The organism is Micromonospora sp. IBHARD003, from assembly GCF_056106285.1.
In genome coordinates, this window is record NZ_JBWBBX010000001.1 from 673,468 (window position 1) to 690,817 (window position 17,350).

The 17,350-nt window shown below is 70.7% G+C and carries 15 protein-coding genes; 10 read left to right on the top strand and 5 right to left on the bottom strand.

What is annotated here, in order from left to right:
* The first annotated feature begins 148 nt into the window (after nucleotides 1–148).
* From ACTWOL_RS02760 to ACTWOL_RS02770, 3 genes are all read left to right on the top strand, one after another.
* On the top strand, nucleotides 149–733 hold the full coding sequence (locus ACTWOL_RS02760; RefSeq protein WP_474293915.1) for a hypothetical protein: 585 nt from the start codon (nucleotides 149–151) through the stop codon (nucleotides 731–733).
* 208 nt (nucleotides 734–941) lie between these two features.
* Nucleotides 942–2,540 (top strand): SulP family inorganic anion transporter, encoded by a 1,599-nt coding sequence (locus tag ACTWOL_RS02765; RefSeq protein WP_474293917.1) that lies wholly within the window; start codon nucleotides 942–944, stop codon nucleotides 2,538–2,540.
* Nucleotides 2,541–2,650: 110 nt separating this feature from the next.
* Complete coding sequence (locus ACTWOL_RS02770; RefSeq protein WP_474293919.1) at nucleotides 2,651–3,628, top strand: formylglycine-generating enzyme family protein; 978 nt, start codon at nucleotides 2,651–2,653, stop codon at nucleotides 3,626–3,628.
* Between the two features lie 48 nt (nucleotides 3,629–3,676).
* On the opposite strand, the gene ACTWOL_RS02775 is transcribed toward ACTWOL_RS02770, so the two are convergent.
* Nucleotides 3,677–6,028 carry a sulfatase-like hydrolase/transferase gene (locus ACTWOL_RS02775; RefSeq protein ID WP_474293921.1) on the bottom strand — a complete coding sequence of 784 codons (2,352 nt, stop codon included), beginning with the start codon at nucleotides 6,026–6,028 and terminating at the stop codon, nucleotides 3,677–3,679.
* A 221-nt stretch (nucleotides 6,029–6,249) separates the two neighbouring features.
* Here ACTWOL_RS02775 and ACTWOL_RS02780 point away from each other — a divergent pair, with 221 nt between their 5' ends.
* Nucleotides 6,250–6,750, top strand: coding sequence for an SRPBCC family protein (locus ACTWOL_RS02780; RefSeq protein WP_474293923.1), 501 nt, complete (start codon nucleotides 6,250–6,252; stop codon nucleotides 6,748–6,750).
* A 231-nt stretch (nucleotides 6,751–6,981) separates the two neighbouring features.
* A complete protein-coding gene (locus ACTWOL_RS02785; RefSeq protein ID WP_474293925.1) occupies nucleotides 6,982–8,082 on the top strand; it encodes a recombinase family protein in 1,101 nt (366 codons plus the stop codon).
* Between the two features lie 285 nt (nucleotides 8,083–8,367).
* On the opposite strand, the gene ACTWOL_RS02790 is transcribed toward ACTWOL_RS02785, so the two are convergent.
* Complete coding sequence (locus ACTWOL_RS02790) at nucleotides 8,368–9,591, bottom strand: ROK family protein (protein ID WP_474293927.1); 1,224 nt, start codon at nucleotides 9,589–9,591, stop codon at nucleotides 8,368–8,370.
* Between the two features lie 381 nt (nucleotides 9,592–9,972).
* Here ACTWOL_RS02790 and ACTWOL_RS02795 point away from each other — a divergent pair, with 381 nt between their 5' ends.
* The 4 genes from ACTWOL_RS02795 (at nucleotide 9,973) to ACTWOL_RS02810 (ending at nucleotide 12,454) form a co-directional block, all read left to right on the top strand.
* Entirely contained in the window at nucleotides 9,973–11,127 is a 1,155-nt protein-coding gene (locus ACTWOL_RS02795; RefSeq protein WP_474293929.1) for an MFS transporter, read from the top strand.
* Between the two features lie 63 nt (nucleotides 11,128–11,190).
* Nucleotides 11,191–11,931 carry a maleylpyruvate isomerase family mycothiol-dependent enzyme gene (locus ACTWOL_RS02800; RefSeq protein WP_474293931.1) on the top strand — a complete coding sequence of 247 codons (741 nt, stop codon included), beginning with the start codon at nucleotides 11,191–11,193 and terminating at the stop codon, nucleotides 11,929–11,931.
* Between the two features lie 42 nt (nucleotides 11,932–11,973).
* A complete protein-coding gene (locus tag ACTWOL_RS02805) occupies nucleotides 11,974–12,096 on the top strand; it encodes a hypothetical protein (protein WP_474293932.1) in 123 nt (40 codons plus the stop codon).
* 76 nt (nucleotides 12,097–12,172) lie between these two features.
* Nucleotides 12,173–12,454, top strand: coding sequence for a DUF6332 family protein (locus ACTWOL_RS02810; protein WP_474293933.1), 282 nt, complete (start codon nucleotides 12,173–12,175; stop codon nucleotides 12,452–12,454).
* On the opposite strand, the gene ACTWOL_RS02815 is transcribed toward ACTWOL_RS02810, so the two are convergent.
* The 3 genes from ACTWOL_RS02815 to ACTWOL_RS02825 form a co-directional block, all read right to left on the bottom strand.
* The gene (locus ACTWOL_RS02815; RefSeq protein ID WP_474293935.1) at nucleotides 12,415–13,080 is read right to left on the bottom strand and encodes a response regulator transcription factor; all 666 of its coding nucleotides are present in this window, start codon (nucleotides 13,078–13,080) and stop codon (nucleotides 12,415–12,417) included. The genes ACTWOL_RS02810 and ACTWOL_RS02815 overlap by 40 nt on opposite strands.
* Entirely contained in the window at nucleotides 13,077–14,348 is a 1,272-nt protein-coding gene (locus tag ACTWOL_RS02820) for a sensor histidine kinase (protein WP_474293937.1), read from the bottom strand. The genes ACTWOL_RS02815 and ACTWOL_RS02820 overlap by 4 nt, the downstream gene beginning before the upstream one ends.
* A 123-nt stretch (nucleotides 14,349–14,471) precedes the next feature.
* The gene (locus ACTWOL_RS02825) at nucleotides 14,472–15,800 is read right to left on the bottom strand and encodes a geranylgeranyl reductase family protein (protein ID WP_474293940.1); all 1,329 of its coding nucleotides are present in this window, start codon (nucleotides 15,798–15,800) and stop codon (nucleotides 14,472–14,474) included.
* A gap of 148 nt (nucleotides 15,801–15,948) precedes the next feature.
* Between ACTWOL_RS02825 and ACTWOL_RS02830 the strand changes: the two genes are divergently transcribed.
* The gene (locus ACTWOL_RS02830; protein ID WP_474293942.1) at nucleotides 15,949–17,313 is read left to right on the top strand and encodes a M20/M25/M40 family metallo-hydrolase; all 1,365 of its coding nucleotides are present in this window, start codon (nucleotides 15,949–15,951) and stop codon (nucleotides 17,311–17,313) included.
* Nucleotides 17,314–17,350: the final 37 nt, after the last annotated feature.

Below are 17,350 nucleotides of genomic sequence, written 5' to 3' on the forward strand. Positions count from 1 at the left end.
GCGGTGCCCCCAAGGGAAAAGCCGACCTCGGCGGCCCCTCTTCGGCCTTGGGGAAGCAGCCGCCCTGCAGCAAGCGCTGCCTCCCCTGTTACTGATCCGAACCGGTGAAAGTACTGTGGGCGCCCTCATCAGCGGGGACGCATAGCGTATGGCTGAGGAAGCACCCGGTGCCCCGGGGCCGGGGCGGCAGCGAAGTATTCGGGAGATCGACTCCACTCTTCGGGCCACGGCGACCGCGGCCGCAGGCGGAACGCTCGTCATCTGGTGGCCCGCCTTCACGTTGGGCGCGTACAACGCCGTTTTCTTCGACAATGTGCTGGCTCTTTGGGCAGTGGCCGCCGCGGTACTGCTCTCGGGCGTGGTGCTCCGGAACAGGGGCGCACTGCCCTGGGGCGGCTGGATCGCGCTGTCCCTGCCCTCCGTGTGGGTTGTCCTGGCCATCGCGGCGCCGAGGGGCCACGGCTTTCCCTACCTTCACTATTTCGAGATCGTTCTGACCCTCCTGGGCGCACCGGTGCTCACCTGGCTGCTCGCGCGCATCCTGGTAGCCGATTACGAGGCACTGCCGGTGTTCCAGCGCCTGGGTGCCGTGGCTGTCACGGTCCTTGTCGGAGTTCTGGCCTTCCTGCTGGGAAAGTTCAACTACCTGTTTCTCACGTGCGCCGACTTCGACGTGAGTGGCAACAATGCCCCCGCCAGCTGCGCCCATGGTCCAGCCTTCCATCGGCGCTGAGATTCGAAGCCGCATGCGAGCGCGGGCATGCCGTCATCCTTGAGCCGTGACAGCTAATCGTGCAGATGTCATGCGGTCTATGCGCTTTTGGGGAGTATGACCTCTCAACAATGGCACGGTGACGGTAAAGGGACGGCGGGTATCCACGGCGGTGCCTCTCCTGGGGCAGTTGGGGCGCTATTCGTGGCGCGGCGCAAGGGGGGACCTCGTGGCCGGGTTCGCGGTCGCGGTGACGCTGGTGCCGCAGGGCCTGGGGTACGGGCAGGTGGCGGGGCTGCATCCGGTCGCTGGTCTCTACACCGCGGTGGCGGCGATGGTGGTGTTCGCTCTGGTCACGTCCACGCGGCTGGTGGCCGTCGGCCCGTCCTCGACGATGGCGATCATGACGTACACGGCGGTGAGCGGCCGGTCCGGCGGGGATGCCCACCGGGCGGTGGCACTGACCGCGTGTCTGGCGCTGATCACCGGTGTTCTGCTGCTGCTCCCGGGGCGGTTGCGGGGGCTCACGAACTTCATGTCGGGGCCGGTGGTGCTCGGGTATCTGGCGGGAACGGCCGTACAGATCATGGCCAGTCAGGTGGGTACGTTGCTCGGAGTCCCGACCCACGGCAACCGTCCGATGGCGAAGCTGTGGCAGGTGCTCACACACCTGGATCGGGTGCACGTGGTGACTGCCGTCGTAGGTGTGTCGTCGCTGGTTGCGCTCATCCTGCTCAAGAAGGCTCTGCACCCCGTGCCCGCGCTGCGTGCCGTTCCCCCGACCCCCGTGGTGTGCGTGGCTGCCATCGTGGTGTCGGCTGCTGCCGACCTGGCCGCTCACGGTGTGAAGCTGACAGGTGGAATCTCCGGTGGCCTGCCTGCGCCGACCTGGCCGGACGTGAGCGCAGGGGACATCTGGAATCTCCTGCCTACTGCGGCCGGTATGGCCATGATCGCGTCGATCGAGGGCGTGGCCGTGTTGCGTAGGACGGCACCGTCAGAGGGCCGGTTCTCCCTGGTCAGGGAGTCGGTCGCCATGGGTGCGGCCAGTGCGGGTTCCGGCTTCCTTGGGGGCTTCGCGGCGATGGCCAGCACCCAGCGCACCCTCTCCGCTCGGGGTGCCGGCGGCCGCTCACAGATGTACCAGCTGGCATGCGCCGCCTTCGTCGTCATCGGTCTGCTGACCACCGGGCCGATCATCGCGCTGCTGCCCACGACCGTGCTCGCCGCGGTCGTCATGGTGTCGGCCTCGCACCTCATCGACGTCCCGGGCTTCAAGGAACTATGGCACGGCTGGCGTACGGAGGCTCTGCTCGCGCTGGCCACCATGGTGGCCGTCCTGGGGCTCGGCGTGCTGCACGGGCTGCTCGTGGCCATCATTCTTTCATTGCTGCAACTGCTGCGCCGCGTTGCCTGGCCCCACGACGCGGTGCTCACCGTCACCGACGACGGAATGTCGCGCGAAGTGGCTCCCGAGGAGCCCGCCGACACCGATGTGCTGATCTACCGGGTGGACGCTCCGCTGTTCTTCGCCAACGCCAACCGCGTCCAACAGCGGATTCAGGGTCTGGTGGCGGCCCGGTCACCCTATCCGCGGTATGTGGTGCTGGATGCCGGAGCGGTGTTCCACGTGGACGCCACGGCGGCGGAGGCCCTGGCACAGCTCACCGCTCACCTGCGGGAGCACCACTGCGAGCTGGTAGTTGCCCGCGCACGGGAGAACGTCCTCGCCACCCTGCGTGCCAACCCCTACGAGGACGGTGCCACTCGGCAGCTGCGGGCGTTCCCCACCGTGTGGGAGGCCTACGCCGCACTGCGGGCACTCTGACCGGCCGATGCTCATGTGGAGCCGGGGCGCCGCCGTGTCGTCGCTCGGACGCCTCGTCCCCTGCCCCAGAATCTGTGAGGAGAGCGGTGCCGTTCCTCCGTGGAGGCCAGATGACGTCTGACAGTGAGGTGCGCTCCGTCTGCTGTGCCCCTTCGAGGCCCGGACCTGCCCGGACACCGGTCGCACCTGTACGGGCATCTTCCGGGGGAGGCGGCCCGGACCGAGCAGGCATGGTGCGTTTGGAGGCGGTCACTTTCCAGATGGGTTCTCAGGACAAATGGGCGGTCCCCGGTGACGGCGAAGGACCGATCCACGAGGTGGATCTGGGCAGCTACTGGATCGACCGGTGCGCTGTCTCCAATGCGGACTTCGGCGCCTTCACGGCTGCCACGGGCTACGTGACGGAGGCTGAGCGCTTCGGCTGGTCGTTCGTCTTCGCCGGGCTGCTGCCGCCCGGTTTCCCCCACACCCGGGCCGTGGCCGCGGCCCCCTGGTGGCGTCAGGTGTACGGCGCCTGCTGGCGGCATCCCGAGGGGCCGGATTCCGACCTCGCCGACCGTGCCGACCACCCGGTGGTGCACGTGTCCTGGAACGACGCCGGCGCGTACGCCGCCTGGGCCCACAAGCGTCTGCCGACCGAGGCGGAGTGGGAGTACGCCGCCCGCGGAGGCCGGGAGCAGGCCGCATTCCCGTGGGGAGACGAGTTGGAGCCGGGCGGGGGGCGCCGGATGAACGTGTGGCAGGGCCGCTTCCCCGATCACCACACACGCCCAGACGGCTGGTACGGCACCGCCCCGGTGACCGCCTACCCGCCCAACGGCCACGGCCTGTACAACGCGTGTGGCAACGTGTGGGAGTGGTGCGCCGACTGGTATGCGCCGAACTACTACGCCCGCAGCCCTCGTGAGAACCCGGCAGGTCCGGCGTTCGGCACAGCCCGGGTGATCCGCGGCGGCTCCTACCTCTGCCATGCTTCCTACTGCCGCCGCTACCGGGTGGCCGCCCGCAGCTCCAGCACACCGGACAGCAGCACCGGTCACCAAGGCTTCCGCTGCGCCGCGGACGCCGGGCCCGGCAACGTGTGTTGACGGACCCGGCGCAGAGAGCCGGTGCGGGTGCGGCACCGCAGGAGTGTGTCAGTCGCGGTGGAACATCCCGATGAGTTCCTTCTCCGCATCCACGAAGGATTCCCCGCTGACGTCGACCACGACCTCGCGGATCGTGCCCCCGACGAATTCGTAGGGAGTTTCGTAGTCGCTGGAGACCGGCTGGCTACCATCGCGGCCGACGGCCAGCCCTTCACCGACCAGGGAGAAGCTACCGGGCTGGGTCTTGATGTCAGCTTCGGCGACCTGCCGGTCGCCGACGTAGAGGGCTAGCGTTCCGCGCGTGCTGCCCTGTTCGTCGCGGTCGCGGGCCCGGAAAGCGGCTGAGAGGGTGAGGTCGCCTGAACCGACCGGGTCGGGGGAGCTGATCTTCTGCTCCACACGGCCGAGCCAGTTGTACGTGTAGTGCAGATGCCCGTCCTTGAGGTACAGGCTGTGACCGCCGAACCGGCCTCCGTGGGAGAAGAGCACACCGTGGGCCTCGGGCGTGTCCAGATGCGCGTCGGCGACGATGGTGTAGGACCGTCCGCGGATGTTCACCGCCACCGACTCGGGCACGTCAGCGCATCCGGGGTAGTACACGTACCGGTCGCGCGGTTTGGCGAGCTGCGGCCTGGGAGTCGCGATGATCTCCATGGGGCTGCGGTCGTCCATCGGCAGGCCGTGGTACTTCTCGGCCTCCTCCATCCACAGGCGCTTGAGCTCCTCGAGCTTGTCCGGACGCTCGGCGGCCAGGTCCCGGTTCTCGGAGCGGTCCTTGCGCAGGTTGTACAGCTCCCACACATCCTGCTCGAAATGGCTCCAGTCGGACGGCGCCGGCGGGTGCATGGTGGCGGCGTGCCAGCCGTCGTGCCAGATCCCACGGGTGCCGAGCATGGTGTAGAACTGCGTCTGCCGCGGGTCGGGCGCCTGCGCGTCCTGCAGAACCTTCCGGAAGCTCGCGCCCTCCAGCGGGTTCTGCGTGATGCCCTTCACCACGTCCGGGGGGCTGATGCCCAGCAGGTCGTAGATGGTCGGCACGATGTCGATGGCGTGCACGTACTGGTGGCGGATCTCCCCGCGCTGCTTGATGCCCTTGGGCCATGCGATGATCATCGGATCGGCGATGCCACCCTCGTACGAGACCCACCGCTTCCAGTACTTGAAGGGAGCGTTGAACGCCCACGCCCAGCCGGTGGGGTAGTGGTTGTAGGTGGTCGGGCTGCCCAGGTCGCCGAGATGGCGCAGGTTCTCGGTGATGTCGTCGGGCACGCCGTTGAAGAAGTTGTTCTCGTTCGTCGAGCCGTTCGGACCGCCCTCGGCGCTGGCACCGTTGTCCGAGACCGCGACGATGATGGTGTTCTCCAGCTGCCCGGACTCCTCCAGGTAGTCCAGCAGGCGTCCGATCTGCGCGTCGGTGTAGGCGACGAACCCGGCGAAAACCTCGGCCATCCTGGCGAACAGGCGCTTCTCGTCGGCGCTCAGCGACTCCCATGGACGGACGAAGTCCGTGGCTGGCCACGGCTGCCCCGAAGGGCCGGTGGCCTCCGGCTCGCCGTGCGGGTTGATCGGCGTGAGTTCGGTGCCCTCCGGCATGATGCCCAGCTCGATCTGCCGCTGGAGCGCCATACGGCGGTAGACCTCGTAGCCGTCGTCGAACTTCCCCGCGTACTTGTCCGCCCACTCCTTGAAGATGTGGTGCGGCGCGTGGCCGGCTCCGGGACAGAAGTAGGTGAACCATGGCTTGTCCGGGGCGATGACCTTGGCGTCCCGGATGAACTGGATGGCCCGGTCCGTCAGATCCTTCGACAGGTGGTAGCCCTGCTCCGGACGGTACGGCGGCTCGACCGGATGGTTGTCGTAGACCAGGTCGGGGTACCACTGGTCGGCCTCGCCGCCGAGGAACCCGTAGAAACGCTCGAACCCGCGACCGAGCGGCCAGTACCGCTTCGAGGACGCCATGTTGGCCTCCTCCGAGGGGCACAGGTGCCACTTGCCCATGGCGTAGGTGTTCCAGCCCCGCTCGACCAGCACCTCGGCCAGGGTCCCGTTCTCGAACGGGATGCGCCCGCTGGACCCCGGGAACCCGCTGGTCATCTCGGCAACACAGGCCATGCCGTTGCTGGTCGCGTTCCGCCCGGTCAGCAACGACGCACGCGTCGGAGAGCACAGCGCGGTGGTGTGGAAGTTCGTGAACCGCACGCCCATGTCGGCGATCCGGCGCATCGCCGGGGCCTCCACCAGCCCGCCGAACAGGTCGAACGTGGCGAAACCGACGTCGTCCCAGACCAGGTAGAGCACATTCGGCGCACCGTCCGGGGCCTGTGGCTGCTTGTACGGCTCCCAGTCCGGCACCGACTGCCGGATGTCCTCCTGGATCACGCCCTTGAAGGGAATGGCCATCCTCGGTGTCTCCTCGTCTTCCCTGCGCCGCACGACGTCGGCCTCTGCCAGGTGAGAGGTTCCCGGTCGGGCGGAGCAGCTAGACCGGCCGGACGCCAGGTCATCCGATCGGCCGTACAGGCGGTGAAGGACCTCTCGTACCAGGTGACGATGAGTAGGACGGAGGCCTGAACGATCTCGCGCGCCTCCGTCGGGCCGGCGTCGGAAGGGGCCGAAACACGATGATGCACCAGCTGCGCCCTGAGGACCTCGCCTTCACCGAGCGAGCCCCCTTCCGCCAGACCTGCACCCGAGAGCTGCACGCCTCCGCCGACGCGATCTTCGAGCAGCTGGCCACACACCCGGAGAACTGGCCCCGCTGGTTCGCCCCGGCGAACGACGTCCACTTCGAGGGCTCACCCCCACACGGCGTGGGATCCCTTCGCTACTTCCGCCTGTACCGGGTGATCCGCGCCCGGGAACGAATCATCGCCTGGGAGCCCGGCAAGCGTTTCGCCTACTGCGCCCAGGAAGCAAACGCACCCGGTGTCTCGGCGCTGGTGGAAGAGTGGACTCTGACGTCCGTGGCAGGAACGGCAGACATGAGGACGAGCGTCGCCTGGACCCTCGCTGTCGACTCCAAGCCACCCGTGGATCAGCTCCTGCGAGCGAGCCGACACCACATCAACAAGCTTTTCGTTGAAGCGATACAACGACTGGAAGGTCTCTGCCCCCACCCCTGACTGTCGGCTGGCGTCACGGCTTGGCTCCCATTGGGCTGACGTGCGTATAGCTGCTGTCAACCACACATGTGGCTCAGCGTGACGACTGTCGCGGACAGTGATTCTCATAAATGACCAGTTGTGAGAGTTCTGCGAGAGCCCCCGGAGTGATCACGAATCCGCAGGTCGCGATTCGCAGAAGTCCTCTCAAAACCCGGGTGTTGTGCGAGACAGTTCCGACAGACTGCCGCGGTGGACCTGACACCCGATCAAGCCGCAAACGCGGTAGAACGAAACGACTGTCCGAACTGTGAAGCCCCGGCGGGCAGTCCCTGCCGCACCCGCGGGGGCAAGACCGCGACGAAGTACCACACCCCGCGCTTCATCCTCGTCCCCGCGCTCCGCGAGGAGCTGGAGATCCTCGTCCCCGAGGACCGGGAGCCCGGGCGGCCGTGGAAGCCGGGCCCGCCCGTCGAAGACGTGCCGGCCGCCGCGGCGTCCAAACCGATCCGGGTCGGGTACGCCCGCTGCTCGACCGCGCAGCAGGAACTCGCCAGCCAGCTCGCCGCGCTCGAACCGCTCTGCAAGCGGATCTTCTCCGAAAAGATCTCCACACGGGTCAAGACCCGGCCCGAACTTCAGAAGGCGCTGAAGCTGGCGTACGACATCAAGGAGGCCGCCCCCGACCAGGAGGTCATCCTCACCGTCCACGAGCTCAAGCGCCTGGCCCGCAACGCCGCCGAGCTGATGACCCTGTCCAACCAGCTCCAGACCGCCGGCGTCCAGCTCGAACTCCTCACCGGCCCCCTCACCGGCATCTACGACCCCAACGGCATGGGCGCCATGTTCGTCGCCGTCCTCGCCGTCGCGACCCAGCTCGACCGCAACTACATCCGGGAGAAAACCCTGGAAGGCCAGCAGACGGCCGCGAACAAGGGCAACCACGGCGGACGGCCGAAGGTCATCGACGACGACATGCTCACCTTCGCCCGCGCGCTCAAGGACAAGGCCGTCCCCGTCCGCGAGATCGCCAAGAAGCTGACCATCAAGACCGGCAAGAACGCCGGACAGCGCCCCTCGGTCGCCTCCGTCTACCGCGCGCTCGCCGAAGCCGAGGAGGGCGAGGCACCGGCCGGGCCGGAGATCATCGCCCCGCGCCGCCCGGCCCCGGTCGACCTCACCGGGCCCGGCAGCGGCACCGACCCCGAGCTGATGGAACGGCTTACCCGGCAGGTCCTCGACGGCACCATGGACCAGGTGCTGGACACGATCGTTGAACCGACCGAGGACGGGACGAACGATGTCGTGGCCGCGCTGCTTGCGCAGGCCCGACACGAAGGAGAGGACGCGTGATCCCGCTGCCACCGCACCGTACGAAGGGGCCGGGCGAGCTCGGCGCCACCCCCGAGTAGCCCATCGGGCTGTTCGGCCGCTGGCCCGAGCCCGGCGAGGACGAAGACCGGGAGGAGCCCGACGAGGAACATCCGGCCGCAAACCGGCGGTAGGCACCTTGGCTCGCCGCGCGGGGGCAAAATTGGTGACCCACTAATCCAAGATCATCCCGTGGCGGCTTTTGGGCTCACCTTGGCTGGACCCCAACGGCGGCGGGTGTGCGGCCGCGGGGCCGGTGTTCCTTTGTCAGGACACCCGGGCCGGCAGTACGGCCAGCGGGTCGTCCAGGACCGGCTGCCAGGCGAGTTCCGCCGCTCCCACCAGGCTGTTGTGATCGAGGGTGCAGGGCAGGATCGGCACACTCCCGCTGCGTCCCCAGAGGCTGCGGTCCGCGACGACCGCACGCAGCCGCTCGGGGTCGGCGTCCAGGAGCTCCCGGTGCAGACCACCGAGGATGATGCGGTCCGGATTGAGGATGTTGACCAGTCCGGCCAGGCCGAGGCCGAGGCGGTCGACGATCTCCTCGGTGGCCATCCTCACCGCAGGGTCGTCGTACTCGTCGCGCAGCAGATCGCGGGCCTGCTGCAGCAGCGACACCTCGGGACCCGGGTCACGGCCGGCGGTGGTGAGGAACGCGAGAGGGTCGACCTCGACGTCGAGGCAGCCGCGGCTGCCGCAGTGGCAGGGGCGGCCCTCCGGGTTGACGGTGAGATGCCCGACCTCCAGGGCGAGCCCTGAACTCCCCGCGTGAAGGCGCCCGTCGAGGACCAGCGCGCCACCGACACCGCGGTGTCCGGTGGCGACACAGAGCAGATGCCGGGCACCGCGGCCCGCACCGTGCCGGTGCTCCGCGAGCGCGGCGAGGTTGACGTCGTTGCCGGTGAAGACCGGTCCCGGGATACCGGCCGCACGAACGCGTTCCGCGAAGATGTCCCGTACCGGTACGCCCGCGGGCCAGGCGAGATGCACCGGGTTGAGGGCCGTGCCTTCGGGTTCGGCCACGGCGGACGGTACGGCGAGCCCGGCTCCCACGCAATGCCGTCCGCGGGCGCGGAGCAGTTCGGCTCCGGCGTCGACGACCTCGCCGAGCACCTGTGCCGGGTCGGCGGAGACCGTGACGCAGCCGGGTGCGGTGGCGACGATCGTCCCGCCGAGCCCGACGAGCGCGGCCCGGAAACCGTCCGCGTGGACCTGGGCCGCGAGGGCGACAGGACCCCCGTCGTCGACCGACAGGCGGTGGGACGGGCGACCCTGGGAGCCCTCGGCCGCGGGGCGGGAGTCGACACGGATCAGCCCGAGCGCTTCGAGTTCGGCGGCCACGGCGCCGGCCGTGGCACGGGTGACTCCGAGCTCGGCGGTGAGCACGGCACGGGTGGGCGCCCGGCCCGTGTGCACCAGCTCCAACGCGGGGCCGAGCACATTGCGGCCTCTCTCCAGCCTCGTCCGCGTCGTCATCACCTTGCCGCTCATGGGGCTGAGTGTCCCATGATCCCGGGGGCCCGAGGGTCCGGCGGCCGCCCCGTTACGGCCATGGCCGCGGCTGCTGTCCGATGCGCGCCCCTGCGCGGGTGCTGTCCCCCGGCTCTCCCTCGTGCCCGGGTCCCGTCACCGGCCCGCTTCCCGGCTCTCTGCCCGACCCTCATCCCGGCCCTCTCCCGGCTGTCTCCCGGCTGTCTCCCGGCTGTCGTCCCGTTCCGGATCGCGCCGGACCGCGGGAACAGCGCCATGACCCGGATCGCGGCTCGGTTGTGCCCCGACCGTGTCACCCACTAGTCTGACTTTGTGCCGCTACTAAACAAACCACGGACGGCCACTCGGGGGGACCACGGCGGAGATCCCGCCCCTCACCCCATGACCCGTCTCCGCATCGCCCTGACCCTCTTCTTCGCCCTCGACGGCTTCCTGTTCGCCGGCTGGGTGGTCCGTATCCCCGCGATCAAGCACCAGACCGGCGCCTCGGAGAGCGGCCTGGGTCTCGCTCTCCTCGGTGTGTCCGCCGGAGCGGTGATCACGATGACCCTCACCGGACGGCTCTGCAACCGCTTCGGCAGCCGCCCCGTGACGGTCGCCGCGGGTGCGCTGATGTCGCTGGGCATCGCACTGCCCGCACTGACGCATTCGGTACTCGCGCTCGGACTCGTGCTGCTGGTGTTCGGCGTGGCCTACGGCGGGCTCAACGTGGCGATGAACAGTGTGGCCGTGGACCTGGTCGCGGCGCTGCGACGCCCCGTCATGCCGGCCTTCCACGCGGCGTTCAGCCTCGGCGGCATGGTCGGAGCGGGAATCGGCGGACTCGTCGCCGCCGGCCTCTCCCCCGCCACGCATCTCCTGGCACTCACCGTCGTCGGGCTCCTGGTCACGGCCGTGGCCGGTCCGATGCTGCTGCGCCACCGGCTGCCCGCACCTCCCACGGAGGCCACCGGCGCCACGGACCGCGGACTTGCCGGCCTCACCGGCCGTGCCCGCCGGCTCGTCGTGCTGTTCGGGGTGATCGCGCTGTGCACGGCGTACGGGGAGGGGGCGCTGGCGGACTGGGGCGCGCTGCACCTGGAGCAGGACCTGCACGCCCACCCGGGTGTCGCCGCCGCCGGATACTCGCTCTTCGCGCTCACGATGACGGCAGGACGGCTGTCGGGAACCGCCCTGCTGCAACGGCTCGGCCAGACCCGGACCCTGGCCGCGGGCGGCGCGACCGCCGCGGCGGGCATGCTGCTCGGCGCGCTGGCGCCGACCGCGGGGCTGGCCCTCACGGGCTTCGCCGTCACCGGGCTCGGTCTGGCGAACATCTTCCCGGTGGCGGTGGCCCGCGCGGGCGCGCTGGCGGGTCCCGCCGGTGTGGCCGCGGCATCGACGCTCGGGTACGGCGGGATGCTGCTCGGGCCGCCCGCGATCGGCTTCCTCGCCGACTGGTTCTCCCTGCCGGTGGCGCTGACGACGGTCGCACTGCTCGCGGCCACGGCCGGCGCCGTCGGATATGCGGTACGAAAGGCCCAGCCGGAGTCCTGAACCTGCCCGGCCGCGAGAGCACGGCCGTGCCCAACCGGTGGCGTTCCCGGGCACACTGGCCCGATGGAGACGACGGAACTGATCGAGGCGCTCGAGCGGGAGGGCCGGTCGCTGGCCGGTGCCGCCGAGAAGGCGGGCCCGGACGCGACGGTGCCGACTTGCCCCGGCTGGAAGGTCAGGGACCTGCTGCGGCACACCGGCATGGTGCATCGCTGGGCCACGGCGTACGTGGCCGAGGGCCACACCGCGTACCACCCGGACGAAGGGGAGCCCGACCTCGACGGGGATGCGCTCCTCGACTGGTTCCGGGAGGGCCATCGGCGCTTGGTGGCGGCGCTCGGTGCGGCACCGGAGGATCTGGACTGCTGGACCTTCCTTCCCGCTCCCTCGCCCCTGGCCTTCTGGGCGCGGCGCCAGGCCCACGAGACCACCGTCCACCGCGTGGACGCCGAATCGGCGCTCGGCGCCCCCGCCGGCGTGCCGGAGGCGCTGGCGGCGGACGGCATCGACGAGTTGCTGGGCGGCTTCCACTCCCGTTCCCGGAGCCGGGTGCGTACCGACCGCCCGCGGACTCTGCGGGTACGGTCGACGGATACGGAGGATGTGTGGACCGTGCGGCTGTCGCCGCAGCCGCCCGTGGTGGAACGCGTCGGCGACGGCCCGGCGGACTGCGAGCTGAGCGGTCCCGTCGACCGGCTCTACCTCACTCTCTGGAACCGGCTGCCGGACTCGGCGGTGACCCTCACGGGCGACCGTGAACTGGCGACACTGTGGCGCGGCAGTTCCGCGGTCACCTGGTCCTGACCGCTCAGTCTGCCGCGCAGGCTCCTGGTCACGCTGACGAACGTGCGTACCCGCCGGGCGGGCCACAGCGCGCTGGTCGCGGCGTCGGCGTCCGTACGGGACGGTGACGCGACCGGTGAACGGGGAAGTGCCACGGCCACCGCACGGGGCGCGGTCCACGACTGAACGCCCCCTGCCGGCCGGGACGGGCCGTGGGACGCGGGTGGTTGCCCGCGCCCCACGGCCCTGTGACACTCCCTGTATGGCGGAACGCACACAGGCGCAGCGCGACGCGATCACCGTGGAGATCGGATACGCGCTGTTCAGCGCGGTCTTCGCGGCGGCGCTGGTGGCCGGGGCCGTCGTCGGCCCCGCGTTCGCGCTGGATCTGCCGCACGTCGCGGAGCGCGCGCTGCGGTGGACGGCTCTGGTGGCGGGAGTAGTGGTGTTCACGGCCCGTGTCGTGCACGTCCTGTGGCGCTTTCCCCGCGGAGGTGCCGGCGATCAGCCGATCCAGCCGGGGCGGACGAGCCCCGACTCATAGGCGAGGACGACCAGTTGGGCCCGGTCACGGGCTCCGAGCTTCACCATCGTCCGGCTGACGTGTGTCTTCGCGGTCAGCGGGCTGACGACCAGCCGGCGGGCGATCTCCTCGTTGGACAGGCCGATGCCCACGAGGGCCATCACCTCCCGTTCGCGCTCGGTGAGTCCGGCGAGGCGCTCGTCGTCGGCAGGCGCCTTCGAACGGGCGGCGAACTCCGCGATCAGACGGCGCGTCACTCCCGGGGACAGCAGCGCGTCGCCGTCCACCACCGCGCGCACCGCACGCAGGAGTTCGTCCGGCTCCGTGTCCTTCACCAGGAAGCCGGAGGCCCCGGCGCGGATCGCCTCGAAGACGTACTCGTCCAGCTCGAAGGTGGTGAGCATGACCACCTTCACCCCCTGCAACGACACGTCCCCGGTGATACGGCGGGTGGCGGCGAGACCGTCGAGCAGCGGCATCCTGATGTCCATCAGGACCACATCGGGCCTGAGTTCGGCGACCTGGCGCAGCGCCTCCTCGCCGTCCCCCGCCTCCCCGGCGACCTCGATGTCCGGCTGGGCGTCCAGCAGCGCGCGGAAACCGGCCCGCACCAGCGCCTGGTCGTCGGCGAGCAGCACACGGATCACGGTGTCTCCCTGGGCTCGACGGGCAGTTCGGCCTGTACCCGGAAGCCGCCCTCGGGCCGAGCGCCCGCCTTGACGGTGCCACCGAGCGCCTTGGCCCGCTCCCGCATTCCCACCAGCCCGCGGCCGCTGCCGTCCTGATCGGTGCCGGTCGCGGGCCCGTCGTCGTCGACGACGAGCCGGAGGCGGCCGGGCGCGTATCCGATCAGCACCCGGGCGCTGCGCGAACCGGAGTGACGCACCACATTCGTCAGCGCCTCCTGCACGATCCGGAACGCGGCGAGGTCGGCGCCCGGCGGCAGGGGTGTCTTCTCGCCCTCGGTGGTGACCTGCACGGTCAGTCCGGTCGCGGCGGCCTGCTCGACGAGTTCGGAGATCCGGTCGAGCCCGGGCGCCGGCGCCCGCGGCGCCTCCCCCGGGCTCCGCAGCGTGTCCAGTACCTGCCGCACTTCCCCGAGGGCTTCCTTGCTGGCCGTCTTGATGGTGGTGAGAGCCGTGCGGGCCTGTTCGGGGTCGGAGTCCAGCAGTGCGAGACCGACACCGGCCTGCACATTGATGACCGAGATGGAGTGGGCGAGGACATCGTGCAGTTCGCGGGCGATGCGCAGCCGCTCCTCGTCGGCCCGGCGCTCGATCGCGGCCTGCCGTTCGGCGCGTTCTCGGACCCATTGTTCTCTGCGTACGCGCGTCAGTTCGGCGGCGGCGAGCACGGCCACGACCCAGGCCGCTCCCACCAGTTCCCCGCCCCAGGACGCCGGCCCGTCGCCGGCGGGCGGCAGGTACCGGTAGAGCCAGTGACCGATGACGAGATGGCCTGCCCAGAGCATGGCGACGGCGCCCCAGGCGGCGTACCGGCGTCCCGCGACGACGGCGGAGAAGACGCCCACGGCGACGGCGACGAAGACGGGGCCGTACGGATAGCCGGCACCGAGATAGACGAGCGTGACCGCCACCACGCCGAAGAGGGCGACCACGGGGTACGTGCGGCGCATCAGCAGGATCGCGGGGCCCGCCAGCAGCAGCGCCCGCGCGAGGGCGTCGAGCGGCTCCCGGCCGGGCTGGTTCCTCGCCGCGAAGCCCGAGCCCACCGCCACGAGGACGGCGACCAGCAGGGTGGACCGCCAGGGCAGGCCCGTCCCCCGGGCCGGGTCCTGCCGGAACCACCACCGGTGCGGGCCGCCCGGCACCCCGGACCCGTCGCCGAGCCACGGCCGCCCGGCGTCCGTCCGCGGCCGGTCGTCCCGCTGCGGGCCGCTGCGCTCCTCGTCCATATCGTCACGCTAGACCCGGTGCGCCCGCCCGGGCGTCAGCCGGGCGTGGTGGTCACACGTACTCCGGGGGGAGTAGGCGGGACGACAGGCGCCCCGCGGCTCACCGGGGTTTCAGGAGCACCGTCAGGACGTGACGGGGGCGTCGTCGGATGCGGACGAGGCGTCCCCGGCGCCCTGACCGGGGGCTCCGCCCGCCCGGCCGGTGGGCGCCCCGCCCACCGGCCGGGTCCGGTCCAGCGCTTCCAGCGCACGCCTGACCACGGGCCGGGAGGCCACGATGCCGGCGAGCGAGGTCGATCCTCGTGCGATGTCCGTGAACGCCTTCCAGGCCGGCCGGAATCCGCTGAGGGCCGCGTGGAGGATGCCGGGACGCCGCTCGAAGACGGCCAGCATCCGCTGTCCGACCGCCATCTCCACGCCCAGTCCCGCCTTGATGGCGAAGGCGTAGTTCAGCGCCTGGCGACGGGCGTCCACCGCGTCGTTGGCCTCCGCGATCCGTACCGCCCACTCCCCCGCGAGCCGTCCGGAGCGCAGCGCGAACGAGATGCCCTCCCGGGTCCACGGCTCGAGCAGCCCGGCCGCGTCACCGCACACCAGCACCCGTCCCCGTGAAAGCGGCGAGTCGTCCGTGCGGCAGCGCGTGAGATGGCCGGACGAGACGGCCGGCTCGAAGCCGGAAAGACCGAGCCGGGCGATGAAGTCGTCCAGATAGCGCTTGGTGGCCGCTCCTTCGCCGCGGGCCGAGATCACGCCCACCGTCAGCACATCGCCCTTGGGGAACACCCAGCCGTAACTCCCGGGCAGCGGGCCCCAGTCGATGAGCACCCGGCCGACCCAGTCCTCCGCGACGGTGGCCGGCACGGGGATCTCGGCCTCCAGACCGAGATCCACCTGGTCGAGCTTCACCCCGACATGTGCCCCTATCCGGCCGGCGCTGCCGTCCGCTCCGACGACCGCCCGGGCGAGCACCGTCTCACCGTCGGCGAGGACGACCGCGACGGTGCGGCGGTCGGGTACGGTCGGGCCGTGCTGCTCCACACGGGAGACGATCGCTCCCGTGCGCAGCTCCGCGCCCGCCTTCTGCGCCTGTTCCACCAGTCCGGCGTCGAACTCGGGCCGGTTGACGAGGCCGAAGAGCATCCGGCGGGAGCGGCGGGTACGGGCGAGCCTGCCGTCGAGCGAGAACGTGACGGCGTGCACCCGGTCCTGGAGCGGCAGCTCGAAGCCGGGCGGCAGGGCGTCCCGGGACGGTCCGATGATGCCTCCGCCGCAGGTCTTGTAGCGGGGCAGTGCGGCCTTCTCCAGGAGGAGCACCCGGCGTCCTGCGACCGCGGCGGCATAGGCCGCCGACGCTCCCGCCGGTCCGGCTCCGACCACGACCACGTCCCACACCGGGGCGTCCGGCGCCGGCTCGTCCTGTCCGCTGACGGCATCTGCGTTCTCGCTGCTCACGATGTGCTTCTGCTCCCGATCCGACCCATGGCCCAAGCTCTCGACGGCATCCTACGGGCGCGGCCCGCCCACACCCCTGTGGGAGGATCACGCGTACCTTCGCTGTACACCCATCGAAGACGACGTCGCACCCACAAGGAGCGTGCCCATGACCGCGAATGCGATCGCCGAGACCGTCGCGACCCTGATGCCCCGTGCCAAGGCGGAGCTCGCGGAGCTGGTGGCGTTCCATTCGGTGGCGGACCCGGCCGTGGCGCCGAAGAGCGAGTGCGAGGCGGCGGCCGCCTGGGTGGCCGACGCCCTGCGCGCGGAGGGGTTCGAGGACGTGGCGCTGCTCGACACACCTGACGGTTCCCAGTCGGTGTACGGCCTGCTGCCGGGCCCGCAGGACGCGCCGACCGTACTGCTCTACGCGCACTACGACGTACAGCCGATGCTGGACGAGACGGCGTGGGTGTCCCCGCCGTTCGAACTGACCGAGCGCGACGGCCGCTGGTACGGGCGCGGAGCCGCCGACTGCAAGGGCGGCTTCATCATGCATCTGCTCGCCCTGCGCGCCCTCAAGGCCAACGGCGGCATACCCGTGTCCGTCAAGGTCGTCGTCGAGGGCTCCGAGGAGCAGGGCACGGGCGGCCTGGAGCGCTACGTCGAGGCCCACCCGGACCTGCTGCGCGCGGACGCGATCGTGATCGGCGACACGGGCAACTTCCGCGTCGGGCTGCCGACCGTGACGGCGACCCTGCGGGGGATGACGATGGTCCGCGTCCGGATCGACACGCTGGAGGGGAATCTCCACTCGGGGCAGTTCGGCGGCGCCGCGCCGGACGCGCTCGCGGCCCTCATCCGGGTGCTCGACTCACTGCGCGCCGAGGACGGCTCGACGGTCGTCGACGGTCTGGAGGCCGATGCCGCCTGGCAGGGCCTGCAGTACGCGGAGGGCGACTTCCGCAAGGACGCCAAGGTCCTGGACGGAGTCGGCCTGATCGGCGGCGGTACGGTCGCCGACCGTATCTGGGCCCGCCCGGCCGTCACCGTGATCGGCATCGACTGCCCGCCGGTGGCGGGTGCGACCCCGTCGGTGCCGGCGAGCGCCCGCGCGCAGATCAGTCTGCGGGTACCGCCCGGTCAGGACGCGGCCGAGGCGACGAAGCTGCTGTTCGCGCACATCGAGCGGCACACGCCGTGGAACGCCCGGGTGAGCATCGAGCAGGTGGGTCAGGGCCAGGCTTTCCGTGCCGACGTGAACAGCCCGGCGTACACGTCCATGGCCGATGCGATGCGGATCGCCTACCCGGGTGAGGAGATGCAGACCGCGGGCATGGGCGGCTCGATTCCGCTCTGCAACACGCTCGCCGCGCTCTACCCGGACGCGGAGATCCTGCTGATCGGTCTGAGCGAGCCGGAGGCGCAGATCCACGCGGTGAACGAGAGCGTGTCGCCGCAGGAGTTGGAGCGCCTTTCCGTCGCCGAGGCGCACTTCCTGGTGAACTACGCGCGCTCGAAGCAGGCGTAGCCGCGCAGCGCGGCCGGCGCCGGGCCGGCGCCACGTG